Source organism: Streptomyces beigongshangae, from assembly GCF_019710745.1.
Classification (GTDB): domain Bacteria; phylum Actinomycetota; class Actinomycetes; order Streptomycetales; family Streptomycetaceae; genus Streptomyces; species Streptomyces beigongshangae.
Window position 1 is genome coordinate 1 of the sequence record NZ_JAHKJW010000090.1, and the last position, 22,863, is coordinate 22,863.

Here is a 22,863-nt window from a genome sequence, read left to right on the forward strand (position 1 = left end):
GCCGCGCCCGGCGCCGAGGACCAGCTCGCCGTACGGGGCGCGGGCGTGTACGGCCGCCGGCTCGTACGCGCACCGCTCGGCGACGCCACGCCGCGCCGCGCCTGGAGCCCGCGCGGCACCACGCTCATCACCGGCGGCACCGGCGGCCTCGGCGCGTACATCGCCCGCGGGCTCGCCCGGGAGGGGGCCGAGCACCTGGTCCTCGTCAGCCGGCGCGGCCCCGACGCGCCCGGCGCCGACGCACTCCGCCGGGACATCGAGGACGCGGGAGCCCGCGTCACGATCGCCAGGTGCGACATCACCGACCGGGACGCCCTCGCCGCGCTCGTCGCGGACCTGGCGGCGGACGACTGCCGGATCCGCTCCGTGCTGCACGCCGCCGCCGGGGGCTCCCTCGTGGCCCTCGACGAGACGGACCTGGACGAGTTCGCCGAAACCCTGCACGCCAAGGCGCTGGGCGCGGCGCACCTGGACGCGCTCTTCGACCGGGACACGCTCGACGCGTTCGTGCTGTTCTCCTCCGTCTCCGGTGTGTGGGGCAGCGCGATCCACGGCGCGTACGCCGCCGCCAACGCCCACCTCGACGCACTCGCCGAGAACCGCAGGGCACGGGGTCTCGCCGCCACCTCCGTCGTGTGGGGCATCTGGAGCCCCGAGGACGGCGGCGGCATGGCCGCGAGCCTCGCCGAGGACCAGCTGCGTGCCCAGGGCGTGCTGTTCATGCCGCCCGCCACCTGTTTCACCGCCCTCGGTCAGATCCTCGACCACGACGAGACCCTCACCCTGGTCGCCGACATCGACTGGGACCGGTTCGCCACGGTCTTCACCACCAGCAGGCCCAGCCCTCTCCTCGGCGGTGTCCCCGAAGCCCGTGCCGCCCTGGAACCGGGCACCGCCCCGGACCACGACGGCACGGCCCCGGCCACCGGGGACCTGCGCGCCCGGCTGCGCGGGCTGACCGGGCCCGAGTGCGACCGCGTCCTGACCGATCTCGTGAGCACCGAGGCCGCGGCGGTGCTCGGCCACGCCGCCGACGACTCGATCGCACCCGAGCGCGCCTTCCGCGACCTCGGCTTCGACTCGCTGACCGCGGTGGAGATGCGCAACCGGCTCACCGCGGCGACCGGTCTGCGCCTGCCCGTCACCGTAGTCTTCGACCACTCCTCGCCCGCCTCCCTCGCCCGCCACCTGCGCACCGAACTCCTGGGCACAGAACTTCCGGGCACAGAACTCCCGGGCACCGAACTCCCGGGCGGGCAGGAGCCCGCGCCCACCGCGCCCGTGGTGCGCGCGGCCCGGGACGACGACCCGGTCGTCGTCGTCTCCATGGCCTGCCGCTACCCCGGCGGCGCGGCCACCCCGGAGGAGCTGTGGCGACTCGTCGCCGAAGGCCGCGACGCGGTCGCCGGACCCCCCGCCGACCGTGGCTGGAACCTGGACGCGCTCCACGGCGCCGGCGCCGGTCCCGGCGGACCCGGCACCGGTGGTGCGACGGCGGGCGGCTTCCTGTACGACGCGGGCCGCTTCGACGCGGACTTCTTCGGCATCTCGCCCCGCGAGGCCCTGGCCATGGACCCGCAGCAGCGGCTCCTCCTGGAGACCTCCTGGGAAGTCCTGGAACGCGCCGGCATCGACCCGCGCACCCTGCGCGACAGCCGCACCGGCGTCTTCGCGGGCGCCGCCCACCAGGGGTACGGCGGCAGCCTGGACGAGGTGCCCGGGGAACTCGAGAACCTCTTCGTCGCGGGCATCTCCACCAGCGTCCTGTCCGGCCGCATCGCCTACACCCTCGGCCTGCGGGGCCCGGCCGTGACCGTGGACACGGCCTGCTCCTCCTCGCTCGTCGCCGTCCACCTGGCCGCGCGGGCGCTGCGCGACGGCGAGTGCGCCCTCGCGCTCGCGGGCGGCGTCACCGTGATGGGATCGCCGCTCACCTTCACCGGCTTCAGCGGCCGGCGCGGGCTCGCCCCCGACGGCCGCTGCAAGTCCTTCGCCGCGTCGGCCGACGGCTTCGGCCTGGCCGAGGGCGTCGGGCTGCTGCTCCTGGAGCGGCTGAGCGACGCCCGGCGCCTGGGGCACCCCGTGCACGCCGTCCTGCGCGGCTCCGCCGTCAACCAGGACGGCGCCAGCAACGGGCTGACCGCTCCCAGCGGCCCCGCCCAGCAGCGCGTGATCGACGAGGCGCTCGCCGACGCCGGTCTCACCGCCGCCGACGTCGACGCGGTGGAGGCGCACGGCACCGGGACCACCCTCGGCGACCCCATCGAGGCACAGGCCCTCCTCGCCACGTACGGACAGGACCGGGAAGAGCCCCTGCACCTCGGTTCGCTCAAGTCCAACATCGGGCACACCCAGGCCGCCGCCGGGGTCGCGGGCATGATCAAGATGATCCTCGCCCTGCGCCACGAGGTGCTCCCGGCGACCCTGCACGTGGACGCGCCGTCCCCGAACGTCGACTGGTCCGCCGGAGCGGTCCGGCTGCTCACCGAACCCGTACCCTGGCCCGCCGGCGGCCGCCCCCGGCGCGCCGGGGTCTCCTCCTTCGGACTCAGCGGCACCAACGCCCATGTCGTCCTCGAAGAGCCGCCCGCGGGCACCGGGGTCCCGGACGCAGGCGCAGGCGCAGGCGTGGGCGTGGGCGTGGGCATGGACGTGCCCTGGGTGCTCTCCGCGCGCTCCGCCGAGGCCCTCCACGGGCAGGCCGTGCGGCTGCGCGCCCACGTCGCCGACCGGAGCGACCTGCTCCCCGCCGACGTCGGGTACGCCCTGGCCACCACCCGCACCGCCTTCGAGCACCGCGCCGCCGTCGTCGGCGGAGACCGGGACACCCTGCTCGCCGGGCTCGACGCCCTCGTCGACGGCCGCACCGGCCCCGGCACCGTACGGGGCACCGCCGCCCGGGACCACCGCACGGTGTTCGTCTTCCCCGGGCAGGGCTCGCAGTGGCCGGGCATGGCGGAGGAACTCCTGGCCTCCTCACCGGTGTTCGCGGCCCGGATGGCCCGGTGTGCCGAGGCTCTCGCCCCGTACACGGACTGGTCGTTGCCGGACGTGGTGCGTGGGTCGGCGGGTGTGCCTTCGCCGGAGCGGGTGGACGTGGTGCAGCCGGTGCTGTGGGCGGTGATGGTGTCGCTGGCGCAGGTGTGGCGGTCGTACGGGGTCGAGCCCGCTGCGGTGGTGGGGCATTCGCAGGGGGAGATCGCGGCGGCGTGTGTGGCCGGGGCGCTGTCCCTGGAGGACGCCGCCCGTGTCGTCGCCCTGCGCAGCAGGGCACTGGTGGCGCTGACCGGCCGCGGCGCCATGCTGTACGTCCCGCTGCCCCTGGAGCGTGTCGAGGACCGGCTGGCACCCTGGGCGGACCGGCTGGACATCGCCGCGGTCAACGGCCCCACGACGGTGACCGTCTCGGGCGACCCGGCCGCCCTGGACGAACTGCACGGCGCGCTCGCCGACGACGGCGTGCTGTGCTGGCCCCTCCCCGGCGTCGACTTCGCCGGGCACTCGCCGCAGGTCGAGGAGATCCACCACGAACTGGGCACCCTCCTCGCCGGGATCACCCCGCGCCCGTCCCGCGTGCCCTTCTACTCGACCGTCACCGGCTCACTGCTCGACACCTCCCGACTCGACGCCGCGTACTGGTACCGGAATCTGCGCGAGCCCGTCGTCTTCCGCCGGGCCGTGGACGCCCTCCTCGCGGACGGGTACCGCCTGTTCGTCGAGAACAGCGCCCACCCGGCGCTCACCGTATGGCTCCGGGAGGCCCTGGAGGCGGCCGGCGGCACCGGCGGTGTCGTGGGCACCCTGCACCGCGGCGAGGGCGGCCGGGCCCGCGTGCTCACCTCCCTGGCGGAACTGCACGCCCTCGGCCGTCCGGTGGACTGGGAGGCGGTCTTCGACGGCACCGGCGCCCGCCCCTGCGAACTTCCCACGTACGCCTTCCAGCGCCGCCACCACTGGCTGACACCACCGTCCCGGGGTGCGGACGGGGACGGCACCGCCTCCGTCGACCAGGACTTCTGGGACGCCGTGGCCGGACAGGACCAGGACGCCCTCGCCGACCGCCTGCGCATCGAGGACGACGACGTGCGCGCGGCCATGGGCACCGTGGCGCCCGTGCTCCGCGACTGGCTGCACGGCAGCCGGGACCGGTCCACACTGAACTCCTGGCGCCATCGCGTCACCTTCAGGGCCCTGCCCCAGCAGGGCGGTGCCGGCCTCACGGGGACCTGGTGGCTCGCGGTGCCCGGAGCCGCCGCGGGGGACCGGGCCGTCGCCGCCTGCGCCCGGGCCCTGCGCGAGCACGGTGCGCACCCCGTCCTGGTGGAGGTCGGCGCCGAGGACGCCGGGGAGAGCGGACGGCGGCCGCTCGCCGACCGCCTGCGCGCCCTCGCCGGGGAGTCCCCGCCCGACGGCGTGCTCTCCCTGCTCGCCCTGGACGAGTCCCCGTACGCCGACGGCACCGCCCTGCCCACGGGGTTCGCCCTCACCACCGCGCTGCTCCGGACGCTCGGCGACGCCGGCGTACGGGCGGCACTGTGGTGCGCGACCCGGGGCGCGGTCACCGTGGGGCGCTCCGACCACCTCGGCGCACCCCTGCAGGCCCTGCTCTGGGGCCTCGGCGGGGTCGCCGCCGTCGAGCACCCCGAGCGCTGGGGCGGCCTCGTCGACCTGCCCGGACGACTCGACGAGCGGGCCCGCGGCAGACTGGCCGCCGTCCTCGCGCACCCGCGGGGCGAGGACCAGCTCGCCGTACGCGCCTCCGGGGTCTTCGGCAGGCGCCTCACCCGCGCCGAGCCGCGGCGCGAGCCCGGCGGCACGCGCTGGACGCCCGACGGCACCGTCCTCGTCACCGGCGCCACCGGCGGACTCGGCGCGCACCTCGCCCGCAGGCTCGCCCGCGGCGGCGGCGCGCACCTGCTGCTCACCGGCCGCAGCGGCCCGGACGCCCCCGGAGCCGACGCGCTCCGTGCCGAACTCACCGCGCTGGGAGCCGAGTTCACCATCGCGGCCTGCGACGTCGCCGACCGCGACGACCTCGCACGGCTCCTCGACGGCATCCCGGCGGAGCGGCCGCTGCGCGCCGTGTTCCACGCCGCGGGCGTCCTGGACGACGGCGTCCTCGACACCCTCACCCCGGAACGCGCCGCCGCGGTCCTGCGCCCCAAGACGGACGCCGTGCTCCATCTCGACGAGCTCACCCGGGACGCGGAACTGACGGCCTTCGTGCTGTTCTCCTCGCTGGCCGGCACGCTCGGCGGCACCGGGCAGGGCAGCTACGCCGCCGCCAACGCCTTCCTCGACGCCCTCGCACAGGCCCGCCGCGACCGCGGTCTGCCCGCCACCTCCGTGGCCTGGGGGCTGTGGGGCGGCGACAACCGGGCCGCGGGCGCCACCGGTGAACGCCTCGTCCGGGACGGCCTGCCCGCCATGGACCCGCGGCTCGCCGTCGACGCCCTGTGGCAGGCCCTGGACGACGACGAGACCCGCCTGGTCGTCTCCGACTTCGCCTGGGACCGCTTCGTCCGCGCCTACACCGCGCTGCGGCCCAGCGCCCTCCTCGGCGACCTTCCCGAGGTGCGCCGCGTGCTCGCCGAGGCCGCGGCCGCACCCGGCGGGAGGGACGACGGCCTCGCCGTCCGGCTCACCGGACTGCCCGAGGCCGAACGCACCGAGGCGCTGACCCACCTGGTGCGCTCGTGCGCCGCCGGGGTCCTCGGCCACGACGACCCCGCCGCGGTGGAACCGGAGCGGGCGTTCAAGGACCTCGGCTTCGATTCCCTGACCGCCGTCGAACTGCGCGACCGGGTGGCCGGGGCCACCGGTCTGCGCCTTCCCGTCACCCTCGTCTTCGACCACCCGACCACCACCGCGCTCGTCGGGCACCTGCGCGCGGAGCTGCTCGGCACACCGCCCCCCGCCCCGGCCCCCGTGCCCGCCACCGCGTCGCGCGCGGTCCCGGACGACGACCCCGTCGCGATCACCGCGATGAGCTGCCGCTTCCCCGGCGGCGTCACCGGCCCCGAGGAGTTCTGGCAGCTCCTGGCCGACGGCACCGACGCCATCTCCGGGTTCCCCACCGACCGCGGCTGGGACCTGGAGGGCCTCTACGACCCCGACCCGCGCAGGGTCGGCCACACCTACGTCCGCGACGGCGGATTCCTCCACGACGCCGACCACTTCGACCCCGCCTTCTTCGGCATGTCACCGCGCGAGGCCCTCGCCGTCGACCCGCAGCAGCGCCTTCTGCTGGAGACCGCCTGGGAGGCGTTCGAGCGGGCGGGCATCGACCCGCGGACCGTCAGGGGCAGCGACGGAGGCGTCTTCGTCGGCTCCAGCCACCGCGACTACGGCTCCCGCGTCACCGAGCCCTCCGAGGAGGTCGAGGGCTACCTCGGCATCGGCAGCGCCGGCAGTGTCGCGTCCGGGCGCATCGCCTACACCTTCGGTCTGGAGGGCCCGGCCGTGACCGTGGACACGGCCTGCTCGTCCTCGCTGGTCGCCGTCCACCTGGCGGCGCAGGCGCTGCGCGCCGGCGAGTGCTCACTGGCCCTCGCCGGCGGTGTCACCGTGATGGCGACACCGAGCGCGTTCGTCGAGTTCAGCCGCCAGCGCGGCCTCGCCGCCGACGGCCGGTGCAAGCCGTTCGCCGCCGCCGCCGACGGCACCGCGTGGGCCGAGGGAGCGGGCCTGGTGCTCCTGGAGCGCCTGTCGGACGCCCGGCGCAACGGCCACCCGGTGCTCGCGCTCGTGCGCGGCTCCGCCGTCAACCAGGACGGCGCCAGCAACGGCCTCACCGCCCCGAACGGACCCGCCCAGCAACGCGTCATCCGCCAGGCCCTCCGCAACGCGGGCCTGGCCCCCGGTGACGTGGACGCCGTGGAGGCGCACGGCACCGGCACGAGACTCGGCGACCCCATCGAGGCACAGGCCCTGCTCGCCACGTACGGGCAGCACCGCACCGCCGGACGGCCGCTGCTCGTCGGGTCGCTGAAGTCCAACATCGGGCACAGCCAGGCCGCCGCGGGCATCGCCGGCGTCATCAAGACGGTCCTCGCCATGCACCACGGCACGCTCCCGGCGACCCTCCACGTCGACGAGCCGACGCCGTACGTGGACTGGTCCGCGGGCCGGGTACGGGTGCTCACCGAGACCACCGCGTGGCCCGGCGGCGACCGCCCGCGCCGCGCCGCCGTGTCGTCCTTCGGCGTCAGCGGCACCAACGCCCACACCATCCTGGAACACGTCCCCGCGCCCCCGGCGCCCAGGACGGCACCGCCGCCGGACCCCGCCCCGCCCCGCCTGCCCTGGCTGCTGTCCGCCCGCGGCGAGGACGCCCTGCGCGCCCAGGCCCGCCGGCTCCTCCACCGCGTCACCGCCGAACCGGTGCCCGACCCCGACGCGGTCGGCAAGGCCCTGGCCACCGGCCGCAGCACCTTCGCGCACCGGGCCGTCCTCGTCGGCGCCGACCGGGACGCGCTGGAGGCCGCCCTGGCCGCGCTCGCCGACGGCACCGCCTCGGCCGACGTGATCGCGGGCACCGCGGGACGGGGAGGCAGGACCGCCTTCCTGTTCCCGGGACAGGGCAGTCAGCGCCTCGGCATGGGCGCCGGGCTCCTCGCACGGTACCCGGTGTTCGCCGACGCCTTCGACGAGGTCTGCGCGCAGTTCGATCCCCTCCTGGACCGGCCGCTGCACGACGTCGTCCACGCCGGGGCGGGCGGCGGCGACGCGGCGCTGCTCGACACCACGGCCTACACCCAGCCCGCCCTGTTCGCCCTCGGTGTCGCCCTGCACCGGCTCGCCGGGTCGTACGGGGTGCGGCCCGGCCTCGTCACCGGACACAGCGTGGGACAACTGGCCGCCGCACACGTCGCCGGAGTGCTCTCGCTCCCCGACGCCGCCGCCCTGGTGGCCGCCCGCGGCCGGCTGATGCAGGCCGCGCCCGGCGGTGGCGCGATGGTCGCGCTCACCGTGCCCGAGGCGGAACTCCTGCCCGGGCTGAGGGGACGGGAGGCCGAGGTCGCGGTCGCCGCCGTCAACGGTCCGGCCGCCACCGTCCTGTCCGGCGACGCGGCGGCCGTCGGGGAGATCGCCGCGCACTGGCGCGCGAAGGGCGCCAGGACCCGGCGGCTCACCGTCAGCCACGCCTTCCACTCCCCGCACATGGACGGCGTGCTGGCCGACTTCCGGGCCGTCGCCGAACAGGTCACCTACCACGAGCCGGAGATTCCCGTCGTCTCCGACCTGACCGGCGCCCTCGCCACCGCCGACGAACTGCGCGACCCCGGCCACTGGGTCCGCCACGTCCGCGACACCGTCCGCTTCCACGACGCCGTACGCACCCTGGAGGCCGAGGGCGCCACCGCCCTGGTGGACCTCGGACCCGACGGCGTCCTGGCCGCGCTCGCCCAGGACTGCCTGACCGGCACGGCCGGTTCCACCGTCCCGGTGCCGCTGCTGCGCAAGGACGTGCCGGATCCCGCCGCGGTCACCGCCGCCCTGGCCAGGCTGCACGTCCACGGCGTGGACGTCGACTGGGCAGCGCTGTTCGCCGGCGTGCCGGACGGACACGTCACGCTGCCCACGTACGCCTTCCAGCGCTCCCGCTACTGGCTCCCGCCCACCCCGGCGACCGGCGACATGCCCGCGGCGGGCCTCCTGCCGTCCGCGCACCCGCTGCTCGGCGCGGGCTCCCCGCTCGCCGGTACCGGCGGCCACCTGTTCACCGGCCGGCTGTCCGTGGAGACCCACCCCTGGCTCGCCGACCACGCCGTCCACGGCGGCACGCTCCTGCCCGCCACCGCCTTCCTGGAACTCGCCGTCCACGCGGGCGACCTGACCGGCTGCGCACAGGTCGACGAACTCACCCTGGAAACACCCCTGACCCTGCCCGAGCGCGGCGCCGTCACCCTCCAGCTCACCGTCCAGGCGCCCGACGCGAGCGGCGGCCGGGACTTCGCCGTGCACACGCGGCCCGAGCGCGCCGCGCCCGACGAGCCCTGGACCCGGCATGCCGGCGGCCGCCTCGGCAACGGCGGGCCGGCGGAGGGCGAAGCCCTCACGGTGTGGCCGCCGGCCGGAGCCGAACCCCTCGACACCGGCGACCTCTACGAGCGCCTCGCCGACGGCGGCTTCGCCTACGGACCCGCCTTCCGGGGGCTGCGTGCCGCCTGGCGCCTGGGTGGCGACATCTACGCGGAGGCACGGCTGCCCGAGGAGCAGCAGGGGGACGCGGACCGCTACGGCCTGCACCCGGCGCTCCTCGACAGCGTGCTGCACTCGCTGGCCCTCGGGGTGCTCCAAGACAGCGACCGGGGTTGGCTGCCGTTCTCCTGGAGCGGCGTGCGGCTGCACGCGTCGGGCGCGGCGGCCCTGCGACTGCGCCTGACGCCCACCGGGCGCGACACCGTGGCCCTGACGGTCGCCGACACCGCGGGAGCCCCGGTCGCCTCCGCCCGCGCACTGGTGCTCAGGCCGGTGACGGCCGAGCGGCTCCAGGAGTCCCGCACGGACGCGTACGAGGACGTGTTCCGGCTGGAATGGCCCGTCGCCGCGCCCTCCGCGGACGGGCCCGGCTCCCTGGCCGTGCTCGGGGACGCCCTCGCCGGCCTCGCGCCGGCGCACGACGACCTCGCCGCCCTGGGCGCGGCGATCGACGGCGGCGCCGAGGTGCCCGGCTTCGTGGTGACCGCCCTGCCGGGCACGGACGGCGGCGACACGGCCCGGGCCGTGCACGGGCTCACCGGCCGCGTCCTGGAACTGGTGCGGACCTGGCTCGCCGACGGACGGTTCGACGGGGCGCGGCTGGTCCTGGTCACCGAGGGCGGTGTCCCCGTGGATCCCGGCGACGACGTGCCCGAACCGGCGCACGCCGCCGTGTGGGGCCTGGTCCGCTCCGCGCAGACCGAGCATCCCGACCGGTTCGTCCTCGTCGACACCGACGGCGCCGCGGCCTCGCACGCGGCCCTGACGGCGGCACTCGCCACCGGCGAGCCCCAGCTCGCCCTGCGCGCCGGACGGCTGCACACCGCGCGCCTGGCCCGCGTCCCGGGATCCCTGCCCGCGGGCGAGGCCCACTGGGACCCCGACGGCACCGTCCTGATCACCGGCGGCACCGGCTCCATCGGCGCCCTGGTCGCCCGCCACCTCGCGGGCGGGCACGGCGTACGGCACCTGCTGCTCACCAGCCGCAGCGGGCCCGCCGCCGACGGGGCGGGCGAACTCCTCGACGACCTGGCCGCCGCGGGCGCCGACGCCGAGATCGTCGCCTGCGACGCCGCCGACCGGGAGGCGATGGAGAAGCTCCTGGACGGTCTGGAGCATCCGCTGCGCGGTGTCGTGCACACCGCGGGCGTCCTCGACGACGGCGTGATCGCCGACATGACACCCGAGCAGCTCCACCGCGTGCTGCGCCCGAAGGTCGACGCGGCCGTCCACCTGCACGAGCTGACCGTGGGCCGGGACCTGTCCGCGTTCGTCGTCTTCTCCTCCGTCGCCGGTGTCTTCGGCGGCATGGGCCAGGCCAACTACGCGGCGGCCAACACCTTCCTGGACGCCCTCGCCCACCGGCGGCGCGCTCGCGGCCTGCCCGGCACCTCGCTGGCCTGGGGCCTGTGGGCCACCGGCGGCGGGATGACCGGGCACCTCGGCGGGGCCGACCTCGCCCGCATCGCCCGCGGCGGCATCACCCCCTTCGCCCCGGCCGACGGCATCGCCCTCCTCGACACCGCCACCGGCCTGGACGCGCCCGCTCTCGTACCGCTGCGCCTCGACACCCGGGCGCTCGCGGAGCAGGCCGCCGCGGGCGGGCTGCCCGCCTTCCTGCGCGGACTCGTCCGCACCCCGCCGCGCCGCGCCGCGGCGGGCCGGGGACCCGGCCACGACACCGCGCCCGCGCTGCGGCAGCGCCTGGCGGGACTGCCGCCCGCACAGCGGGAACGGGTCCTCACCGACGTGGTGCGCACCCATGCCGCGCTGGTCCTCGGCTTCCCCGACCCGGCGGCCGTCGGCGCCGAAACTCCCCTGCTCGACCTCGGGTTCGACTCCCTGACCGCGGTGGAGCTGCGCAACCGGCTGCGGACCGCCACCGGTCTGCAACTGCCCGCGACCCTGCTCTTCGACCACCCCACGGCCGCCGCGACCGCCCGCCACCTCGCCGCGGAGATCACCCCCGGGGACGGCACGGGCGGGCCCGGCCCCGCGGTCCTCGCCGAACTCGGCCGCCTGGAGGGCGCGGTGCGCGACGCCGCGCACGACGACGCGGCACGCACCGCGCTCACGGCCCGGCTCCAGGACCTCCTGGAGACACTGCGCGGGGACACCGGCCCCGGACAGGACGCCGTGGAGGACCGGATGGGCTCCACCGACGACGAGCTCTTCGACTTCATCGACAACGAACTCGGCGGGCCATGACGCCGCCCGCCCGTACGACCCCGCCCGCCCGTTCCGGACCGCCCGCCCCCGACCGCCCGCCCCGCGTACCGAAGGTGACGATCCACGGTGAATGACGACAAGCTGCGCGACTACCTCAAGCGGGTCGCCGCGGACCTGCACCGGACCAGGCAGCGCCTCGGCGAGGCCGAGGCCAGGGACCGGGAGCCGATCGCCGTCGTCGCGATGGGCTGCCGCTACCCCGGCGGTGCGCACAGCCCCGAGGACCTGTGGCACCTCGTCTCCACGGGCACCGACGCGATCACGCCCTTCCCCGCCGACCGCGGCTGGGACCTGGCCGCCCTGTACGACCCGGCGGGGGAGCGCCCGGACACCACGTACAGCGCGGAGGGGGGCTTCCTCGACGACGTCGCCGGCTTCGACCCCGGCTTCTTCGGGATCTCCCCGCGCGAGGCCCTCGCCATGGACCCGCAGCAGCGGCTCTTCCTGGAGATCACCTGGGAGACCTTCGAACGCGCCGGGATCGACCCGCACACCCTGCGCGGCAGCCGCACCGGCGTCTTCGCCGGGGTGATGTACCAGGACTACGCGGTCCGGCTGCGCCAGGTGCCCGACGACGTCCGGGGCCACCTCGGCAACGGCAGCTCGGACAGTGTCGCGTCCGGCCGGATCGCCTACACCTTCGGTCTCGAAGGCCCCGCCGTCTCCGTCGACACCGCCTGTTCGTCGTCGCTGGTCGCCCTCCACCTGGCCTGCCAGGCGCTGCGGCAGGACGACTGCACGCTCGCGCTCGCCGGCGGCGCCATGGTGATGTCCACACCGGTGCCGTTCGTGGAGATGAGCCGGCAGAACGGCCTCGCCGCCGACGGGCGCTGCAAGTCCTTCTCGGCCGCCGCCGACGGCACCGGCTGGGGCGAGGGGGCGGGCATGCTCCTGCTGGAGCGCCTGTCGGACGCCCGGCGCAACGGCCACCCGGTGCTCGCGCTCGTGCGCGGCTCCGCCGTCAACCAGGACGGCGCCAGCAGCCGCCTCACCGCCCCGAACGGGCCCTCCCAGCAACGCGTCATCCGCCAGGCACTCGCCCACGCCCGGCTCACGGCGGCGGACGTCGACGTCGTCGAGGCCCACGGCACCGGCACCCCGCTCGGCGACCCCATCGAGGCGCAGGCGCTCCTCGCCACCTACGGCCGCGAGCACTCCGCCGAACGGCCCCTGCTGATCGGCTCGCTGAAGTCCAACATCGGCCACACCCAGGCCGCCGCCGGGGTGGGCGGCGTCATCAAGACGATCCTCGCCATGCGGCACGGCACGGTGCCGCCCTCCCTGCACGGCACGGACCCCACGCCCCAGGTCGACTGGTCCTCCGGGACGCTCAGGCTCGTCACCGAGGGCACCGCCTGGCCCGGGACCGGGCGCCCGCGCCGTGCCGCCGTGTCCTCCTTCGGCGTCAGCGGCACCAACGCCCATGTCGTCCTGGAAGAGGCCGAGCAGGACGAGCAGGCCGAACACGCCGGCGCGTCACAGCCCGGCGGCCCCGGCAGTCCCGACGGCCCCCAAGCCGCCCAAGCCGCCGAAGCCGCCGAAGAGACAGCTCCCGCCGGCCCCGTGCCCTGCGTCGTCTCCGCGCGCGACGGCGACGCCCTGCGCGCCCAGGCGGCCGCGCTCCACGCCCACCTGGCACGGCTCCCGGACCTGAGCCTGCCGGACGTCGCCCACACCCTGGCGACGGGCCGGGCCGCGCACGAGCACCGGGCCGCCCTGGTCGCCGGGGACCCGCGGGAACTGCTCGACGGGCTGGACGCGCTCGCCCGCGACGCCGACCCGCTGCCACCGGGCATCGTGCGCGCGACGGCCCGCACCGGCGAGGCCGTCGCCTTCGTCTTCCCCGGCCAGGGCGCCCAGTGGCCCGGCATGGCCCGCGAACTCCTGGACACCTCCGCGGTGTTCGCCGCCCGTCTCGGGCAGTGCGCCGACGCCCTCGCCCCGTACACCGGCTTCCCGCTCCTGGACGTCGTCCGCGGTGCGCCCGGCGCCCCCGGACTCGACCGCCTGGACGTCGTGCAGCCCGCGCTGTTCGCGGTGATGGTCTCCCTCGCGCAGATGTGGCGCGCCCACGGCGTCGAGCCCGCGGCCGTGGTCGGGCACAGCCAGGGGGAGATCGCCGCCGCCTGCGTCGCCGGGGCCCTCACCCTCGACGACGCCGCGAAGGTCGTGGCCCTGCGCGCGAGGGCGCTGCGGGCCCTCGCCGGGCGCGGCGGCATGGCGTCGGTGGCCCTCCCCGCCGACCGCGTACGGGAACGCGTCGCGCCCTGGGACGGGCGGATCACGCTCGCCGCCGTGAACGGTCCCGAATCGACCGTCGTCTCCGGCGACCCCGAGGCCCTGGCCGGACTCCTGACGGCCCTGGAGAACGACGGCGTACGGGCCCGCGCCGTCCCCGTCGACTACGCCTCGCACGGTCCGCACGTCGAGGAGATCCGCGCGGAGCTGTCCGGGGCCCTGGCCGGTGTGGCGCCCCGCCCGGCCGCCGTGCCCTTCTACTCGACCGTCACCGGCGGCCTCCTGGACACCGGGCGGCTCGACGCCGCCTACTGGTACGACAACCTCCGGCACACCGTCGAGTTCGAGCGGGCCACGCACGCCCTGCTCGCCGACGGCCACCGCGTCCTCCTGGAGGTCAGCCCGCACCCCGTGCTGACCCCGGCCCTCCAGGACACCGCTGCGGCCGCCGGCACCGACGCCCTGGCCCTCGGCACGCTGCGCCGCGACGACGGCGGCCCGCGCCGGGTGCTCAGCGCGCTCACGGAACTGCACGTGCGCGGCGTCCGCGTCGACTGGGACGCCGTCCTCGCCGGGCACCGCCGCCGGCGCGTCGACCTGCCCACGTACGCCTTCCAGCGCACACGCCACTGGCTGGAGGAGAGCGCCGGGCCCGCGGGCGACGCCGCCTCGCTCGGCCTCGACCCCTGCGGGCACCCGCTCCTCGGCGCCGTCGTCGCGCTCGCCGACGGCGAGGGCCTCCTGTTCACCGGGAGGCTCTCGCTGCGCACCCACCCCTGGCTCGCCGACCACACCGTCCGGGGCGACGCCCTGCTGCCCGGCACCGCGTTCCTCGAACTCGCCGTCCTCGCGGGCGACCGCGCCGGCTGCTCCCACGTCGACGACCTCACGCTCGAAGCCCCCCTGACGCTGCCGCGGGACGGCGCCGTCGTACTGCGCCTGTCCGTCGGCGCGCCGGCCGCCGACGGCACCCGCGCCCTGGCCCTGCACGCCCGCCCCGACGGCCCGGGCCCGGGCCCGGACCCGGACGAGGGGTGGACCCGCCACGCCACCGGCCTCCTCGCCCCGGCGCCTCCCGCCTCCGCGGTCCCCGTCCCGGCCACCGGCGACCCGGCCCCCTGGCCGCCGCCGGGGGCCGTCCCCGTCGCCCTCGACGGCATGTACGCGCGCTACGCCGAGGGCGGCTTCGCCTACGGGCCGGCCTTCCGGGGACTCACGGCGGCGTGGCGGCTCGGCGACGACCTGTGCGCCGAAGCGGTGCTGCCGCCCGGACTGCACCAGGACGCGCAGCGGTTCGCCCTCCACCCGGCGCTGCTCGACGCCGCCCTGCACGCCACCGGGTGCACCGCCGACGACGCGGACGCGGGCGGCGGGGACGGACGCATGCCGTTCGTCTGGTCCGGGGCGACCCTGCACGCGTCGGGCGCCACCGCGCTGCGCGTCCGCCTGACCCGGACCGCGCCGGACGCCCTCGCCCTCGACGTCGCCGACGCCACCGGAGGCCCCGTCGCCTCCGTGCGGTCCCTGACGCTGCGCCCGGCCGCACCGGACCCCGGCGGGGCCCGCACCCACCACGACTCGCTGTTCCAGGTGGAGTGGACCCCCGTCGGCTGCCCGCCCGCTCCCGCGGACACCGACTGGGCGGTCGTCGGTCCCGGCGGCACCGGCCTGCCGGCCTCGACCGCCTACGCCGACACCGCCGCCCTCGTCGCCGCCCTCGACGCGGGCACGCCACCTCCCGGGCTCGTGATGATGCCCCAGCCGCCGGACCGTGCCCCGGACCGGGACGGCGACGCGGACGGGGCGGCGGAGGTGCACACCGCCGTCCACCGGGCTCTGGAGACGCTCCGGACCTGGCTCGCCGCCCCGCGTCTGGCCGGCACCCGGCTCGCCCTCGTCGCCCGGGGCGCCGCCGGCGGAGAGACCGCCGACCCGGCCCGCGCGGCCGTGTGGGGCCTGGTGCGCTCCGCCCAGTCCGAACACCCGGGCCGCTTCGTCCTGGTGGACCTGGACGAAGCGGCGACAACGGCGGCCGTCGCCGCCGCGCTCGCCCTCGCTTCCACCGAACAGCAACTCGCCGTACACGGCGGCACCGTCCTCGTCCCCCGTCTCGTCAAGGCCCCCGCGACCGAACCGGTGCCGGTCGCCCTCGACCCCGAGGGCACCGTCCTCGTCACCGGCGGCACCGGACTGCTCGGCTCCCGCGTCGCCCGTCACCTCGTGACCCGGTACGGCGTCCGCCACCTCGTCCTCGCCGGGCGCCGCGGACCGGACGCGCCGGGCGCCACCGGGATCACCGCGGAACTCACCGCGCTCGGCGCCCACGTCACCGTCACCGCCTGCGACGCCGCCGACCGGGACGCGCTCGCCGCCCTGCTCGACGGCATCGCCGCCGACCGCCCGCTGACGGCCGTCGTGCACGCCGCGGGCGCCCTCGACGACGGCGTCGTCACCTCCCTCACGCCCGACCGCGTCGACACGGTGCTGCGCCCCAAGGCCGACGCCGCCCTGCACCTGCACGAACTCACCCGGGACATGGGACTGCGGGCCTTCGTGCTGTTCTCCTCGGCCGCGGGTACCTTCGGCGGTCCCGGACAGGGCAACTACGCCGCCGCCAACGCCTGTGTGGACGCCCTCGCCCGGCGGCGCCGCGCCCTCGGGCTGCCCGCGCGGTCCCTCGCGTGGACCCTGTGGGAGCAGCGCTCCGCCCTGACCGGCCACCTCGACGCCGCCGACCTGCGCCGCCTGGCCCGTTCCGGCATGCCGCCGCTCACCACCGACGAGGGCCTCGCGCTCCTCGACGCGGCCCTCACGGTCGACGCCCCGGTCCTGCTGCCGCTCCGGCTCGACCCGCGCGCGCTGCGGGCCCGGGCCGCCGAGGGGGAACCGGTGCCGCCGCTGCTGCGCTCCCTCGTACGCGTCCCCGTACGCAGGCCCGCCGCCGCGGGCCCCGGGGACGGCGGCGCCGCACTGCCCGAGCGTCTCGCCGCGCAGTCCGGGCCCGAACGGCTGCGCACCCTCGTCCGGCTGGTGTGCGCGCAGGCCGCAGCCGTGCTGGGCCACACCTCCGACTCCGCGGTCGTACCGGAGCGTGCCTTCCGCGACCTCGGCTTCGACTCCCTCGCCTCCGTCGAACTGCGCAACCGGCTGAACACCGCCACCGGCCTGCGGCTGCCCGCCACCCTGGTCTTCGACCACCCCTCGCCGCAGGCCCTGGCCGCGCACCTGCGGGACGCGCTGACCGGGGCGGACCCCGCGGTCACGACGCCCGCGTCCAGCACGTCCCGTACATCCAGTACGTCCGCCCCGCCCGGCGCGGACGAACCGATCGCGATCGTCGCCATGGGCTGCCGCTTCCCGGGAGCGGTCCGCACCCCGGACGACCTGTGGCGGCTCGTGGCCTCCGGCGGCGACGGCATCTGCGCCTTCCCCACCGACCGCGGCTGGGACCTCGACGCGCTCTACGACCCCGACCCCGCGCACACCGGCACCTCGTACGTGCGCGAGGGCGGATTCCTCACCGGAGCCGCCGACTTCGACCCCGACTTCTTCGGCATCTCGCCCCGCGAGGCGATCGCCATGGACCCGCAGCAGCGCCTTCTGCTCACCCTCACCTGGGAGGCGTTCGAGCGCGCCGGCCTCGACCCGGCCGCACTGCGCGGAACCCCGGCGGGTGTCTTCATCGGCCTGATGCAGCAGGACTACGCGGTACGGCTCCTGCCGCACATCCCCGAGGACGTCGAGGGCTTCCTGGGCACCGGCAACTCCGGCAGCGTCGTCTCCGGCCGGATCGCCTACACCTTCGGCCTCGAAGGTCCCGCCCTCACCATCGACACGGCGTGCTCCTCCTCGCTCGTGGCCCTGCACACGGCGGTGCAGTCGCTGCGCCGCGGCGAGTGCGCGCTCGCCCTCGCGGGCGGGGTCACCGTGATGTCCAGCCCCGAACTCTTCGTGGAGTTCAGCCGCCAGGGCGGCCTGGCCGCCGACGGCCGCTGCAAGTCCTTCGCCGCGGGCGCGGACGGGACCGGCTTCGGCGAGGGAGCCGGAGTCCTGCTCCTGGAGCGGCTGTCGGACGCCCGCCGGGGCGGCCGCCCGGTACTGGCGGTGGTGCGGGGCAGCGCCGTCAACCAGGACGGAGCGAGCAACGGCCTGACCGCGCCGAACGGGCCCAGCCAGCAGCGGGTGATCCGCGCGGCACTCGCCGACGCGGGACTGTCGGCGAAGGACGTGGACGCGGTCGAGGCCCACGGCACCGGGACCACGCTGGGGGACCCCATCGAGGCGCAGGCGCTGCTCGCCACGTACGGCAGGGAACGCCCGGAGGGACGGCCGCTGTGGCTCGGCTCCCTCAAGTCCAACATCGGCCACACCTCCGCGGCGGCCGGTGTCGCCGGAGTGATGAAGGCGGTCCTCGCGATGCGGCACGGGGAGCTGCCGCGGACCCTCCACGTCGACGGACCGACCCCTCGGGTCGACTGGTCGGCGGGCGGGGTGCGGCTGCTCACCGAGGCACGCGCGTGGGAGGCCGGCGGCGGGCCGCGCCGGGCCGGGGTGTCGTCGTTCGGCGTGAGCGGGACGAACGCGCACGTGATCCTGGAACAGGCCCCGGCGGACACCACGTCCGCCCCGGCACCGGCGGACACCGGTCCGCCGGTGCCGTGGGTGCTGTCGGCGAAGTCGCCCCGGGCGTTGCGCGAGCAGGCGGCGCGACTGCTGGAGGTGTGCGGTGAGGACGTGCGGATCGGTGACGTGGGGTGGTCGCTGGCCGTGACGCGTTCCCGGTTCGAGCACCGGGCCGTGGTGGTGGGGGACCGGGAGCGGCTGCTGGCGGGCGTGCGGGCGCTGGCCGCCGGGGAGCCGTCCCCTTCCGTCGCGCAGGGACGGGTGTCGGTGTCCGGGAGGACGGTGTTCGTGTTCCCGGGGCAGGGGGCGCAGTGGGCGGGAATGGCACGCGAACTGCTCGACGAATCGGCGCAGTTCGCGGCATCCGTGCAGGAGTGCGCCGCGGCGCTCGCCCCGTTCGTGGAGTGGTCGCTGCCGGACGTGCTGCGCTCGGGCGAAGGGCTGGGCCGGGTGGACGTGGTGCAGCCGGTGCTGTGGGCGGTGATGGTGTCACTGGCCCGGCTGTGGCGTGCGTTCGGCGTGGTGCCCGACGCCGTCGTCGGGCATTCCCAGGGGGAGATCGCGGCGGCGACCGTGGCCGGCGCGCTGTCCCTGGCGGACGGCGCGAAGGTGGTCGCGCTGCGCAGCCGGGCGATCGTGCGGCTGGCCGGGCAGGGCGGGATGGCGTCGCTCGCGCTGTCGCCGGAGCGGGCCGCCGGGACCGTTGCCGCCTGGGACGGACGGCTGTCGGTCGCCGCGTTCAACGGCCCCTCGGCGGTGGTGGTGTCCGGGGACGCGGACGCCCTGGAGGAACTGCTGGCGTCCTGCGGGGCGGACGGCGTGCGGGCCCGGCGCGTCGATGTCGACTACGCCTCGCACTCGGCCCATGTGGAGCGCGTCAGGGACGAGCTGACGGAGGCCCTGGCCGGAATCACGCCGGTCCGGGGCGACGTGCCGCTGCTCTCCACCGTGACGGGGGAGTGGCTGGACACCTCGGCCATGGACGCCGCCTACTGGTACGCCAACCTGCGCCGCACCGTCGGCTTCGAGGCCGCCGTCCGGGCCCTGGCGGGCGCGGGCTTCACCACCTGCATCGAGGTCGGCCCGCACCCGGTGCTCACCACGGCGGTCGAGGAGATCCTGGAAGGGGAGGGCACGGCCGGTGTCGTCCTCGGCACGCTCCGCCGGGACGAGGGCGGACTCCGGCGCATGCTCCTCGCCGCCGGGCAGGCCCACGCGCACGGCATCCCGGTCGACTGGTCGCCGGTCTTCGAGGACACCGCCGTCACGCGTGTCGAACTGCCCACCTACCCCTTCCAGGAGCGGCGCCTGTGGCTGGACGCCCCGGCCGCCGGCCGGGACGTCGCCTCCGCGGGACTCGGGACGACGGGGCACCCGCTCCTGGGCGCCGCCGTGGAGATCGCCGGCACGGGTGAACTGCTGTGCACCGGCCGCCTCTCGCGGCGCAGCCACCCGTGGCTCGCCGGGCACGCGGTCCGGGGGACCGTCCTGCTGCCGGGCACCGCCTTCCTGGAACTCGCGCTGCGCGCCGCCGCGGAGGCCGGCTGCGCCACGGTGGTCGAGCTCACCCTGACCGCGCCGCTCCCGCTGCCAGACGAGGGCGCCGTCCGCGTCCAGGTGCGGCTCGGGGAGCCCGGCGAGGACGGGCTGCGCACGCTCGGTCTCTTCGCACGGACCGAGGGCGGGACGGATCCGGCGTCCGGCACGCCCCCGTGGACCGCCCACGCCACCGGAACCGTCGCACCCGCCGCCCGGCCCGCGGGACCCGCCCTCGTCACCTGGCCGCCGCCCGGGGCCGCGGCCGTGGACGTCGGGGACCTCTACGAGAGGTTCGAGGCCGCCGGACACACGTACGGGCCCCCGTTCCGGGGCATCCGCGCGGCCTGGGCCCGGGACGGCGAGATCTGCGCCGAACTCGCCCTGGAGGAGGGGCAGCACGCCGACGCCCCCGGGTACCGCCTGCACCCGGCTCTCCTGGACGCCGCCCTGCAGAGCGCCGCGCTGCTGCCCGGCCGGGACGGCACCGTGCGCCTGCCGTTCGCCTGGAACGACGTGACCGCGCACACCGCGGGCGCCACCGCCGTACGGGTCCGGCTCACCGACGAGGGACCGGACACCGTCGCCCTGACCGTGTACGACCTCGCGGGACAGGAGGTCCTGTCGGCCGGTTCGCTCGACCTGCGCCCCGCGCCGGCGACCGGACCGGGACGCACGGGGGACGGCCGGGACGGGCTGCACCGGGTGGACTGGGTGCCCGCGCCGGACGCCGGGGAGCCGGTGGGGGACCCGGACCTGGGTGACCTGGCCGTCCTGCGTACCGCACCGGACGCCCCCGTGCCGGCCCTGGTCGTCGCCCACTGCCCGGGACCGGACGCCGCGCAGGACGCCACGGACGACGCCGCGCGCGATGCCACGGACGAGGGCGCGGCGCTGCGTGCCGCGGACGCCGAGTGCCTCGCCCTGGTGCAGGAGTGGCTGTCCGGCGAGCGGTTCGACGGCTCCGTCCTCGCCGTCGTCACCCGGGGCGCGGTGACCACCGGTCCCGGCGACCGGACGGCGCGCTGGACGCGGTCCGGCACGTGGGGACTGCTGCGGACGGCGCAGAGCGAACACCCCGGCCGGTTCCTGCTCGTGGACCTGGACGGCCGCCCCGAGTCGCGTGCGGCCCTGCCCGCCGCGCTCGCCGCGGGCGAACCCCAGACGGCCGTGCGCGCCGGACAGGTGCTCGTACCGCGCCTGACCGCCGGGCCCGGCCAGGACACCCTGGTGCCGCCCGCGGACGGTGCGGACGGCTGGCGGATCGCCCCGTCGGGGGACGGCACGGCCGACGGACTCGCGATCGTGCCCGCACCCGACGCACTCGCCCCGCTCGGGGCCGGCCAGGTGCGTGTCGCGGTACGGGCCGCGGGCCTCAACTTCCACGACGTGGTGGTCTCCCTCGGACTCGACCCCGACCAGACGACGCTCGGCAGCGAGGGCGCCGGGGTCGTCCTGGAAACGGGCGCGGACGTCGGCGACCTCGTGCCCGGGGACCGGGTGACGGGCGTCTTCGGCGGCGCCTTCGGGCCGACCGCCGTCGCCGACCGGCGCACCCTCGCCCGGATCCCGGCCGGCTGGACCTTCGCGCAGGCCGCGTCGGTGCCGATCGCCTTCCTCACCGCGTACTACGGCCTGTTCGACCTCGGCGGACTGCGGCGCGGCCGGTCGGTCCTGGTGCACGCGGCGGCCGGCGGCGTCGGCATGGCCGCCGTCCAGCTCGCCCGGCACGCCGGGGCCGAGGTGTACGGCACGGCGAGCCCCGCCAAACAGGACGTGCTGCGCGCCTGCGGCCTGGCCGACGACCACATCGCGTCCACCCGCACCACCGACTTCGCCGGCCGCTTCCTCGACGCCAGCGCCGGCCGGGGCGTGGACGTCGTCCTCGACTGCCTGGCCCGGGAGTTCGTCGACGCGTCACTGGCACTGCTGCCGCGCGGCGGCCGGTTCGTGGAACTGGGCAAGACCGACGTGCGCGACGCCGACGAGGTGGCACGCGAGCACCCCGGCGTCCACTACCGGGCCTTCGACCTGCTGGAGGCCGGAGCCGGACGGGTCGGCGCCATGCTCGCCGAGGTCCTGTCCCTGTTCGAGCGGGGCGTCCTGACACCGCTGCCCCTGACCTGCTGGGACCTGCGCCAGGCCCCGCAGGCGTTCCGCCACCTGAGCCAGTCCCGGCACATCGGCAAGAACGTCCTCACCCTGCCAGCGCCCCTCGACCCGGCGGGCACCGTCCTGATCACCGGTGGCACCGGCACCCTCGGCGGGCTCGTCGCCCGCCACCTGGCGACCGTCCACGGCGTACGCCGTCTGCTGCTGGCGGGGCGCTCCGGCATGGGCGCCCCGGGAGTCGAACGGCTCGTGGACGAACTCGTCGGGTCGGGTGCCGAGGTGACCGTCGCGGCCTGCGACGTGAGCGACCGCGCCGCACTCGCCGCGCTCCTCGCGGACGTCCCGCCCGCACATCCGCTCACCGCCGTCGTGCACGCCGCCGGAGTCCTCGACGACGCCACCGTCACCGCGCTCACGCCCGAGCGGCTCGACCGCGTCCTGCGGCCCAAGGCGGACGCCGCGCTCGCCCTGCACGAACTGACCCGGGACGCCGACCTGGCCGCCTTCGTCCTGTTCTCCTCCGGCGCCGCCCTGCTGGGCGGCGCCGGACAGGGCAACTACGCCGCAGCCAACGCCGCGCTCGACGCACTGGCCGCCCACCGCCGGGCCGCAGGACTGCCCGCCGTGTCCGTCGCGTGGGGCCCGTGGAAGGAGCGGAGCGCGCTGACCGCGCACCTCACCGACGCCGATGTGCGCAGGACGGAACGGAGCGGCATCGCGGCCCTGTCCACCGGGGCGGCCCTCGCGCTCTTCGACGCGGCCCTGACCGCGGCGCAGCCGCACGTACTGGCGGCCGGCGTCGACCCGGCCGCGCTGCGCGCGGCGGCCGCCACGGGCACCCCGCTCCCACCGCTGTTCAGCGCCCTGGTACGCGGCACGCGCCGGAGCGCCGCACCCGCGGCGCCGTCCGCCGCCGACGGG

At 76.9% G+C, this 22,863-nt stretch carries 2 protein-coding genes; both read left to right on the forward strand.

Features of this window, described 5'->3' with window-relative positions; translation table 11 throughout:
- On the forward strand, positions 1-11,412 hold an 11,412-nt coding region (locus KM933_RS36280), incomplete at its 5' end, for a type I polyketide synthase (RefSeq protein WP_221360964.1).
- An 87-nt stretch (positions 11,413-11,499) separates the two neighbouring features.
- Positions 11,500-22,863, forward strand: an 11,364-nt coding sequence (locus KM933_RS36285; protein ID WP_221360966.1) for a type I polyketide synthase, incomplete at its 3' end; no start/stop codon positions are given.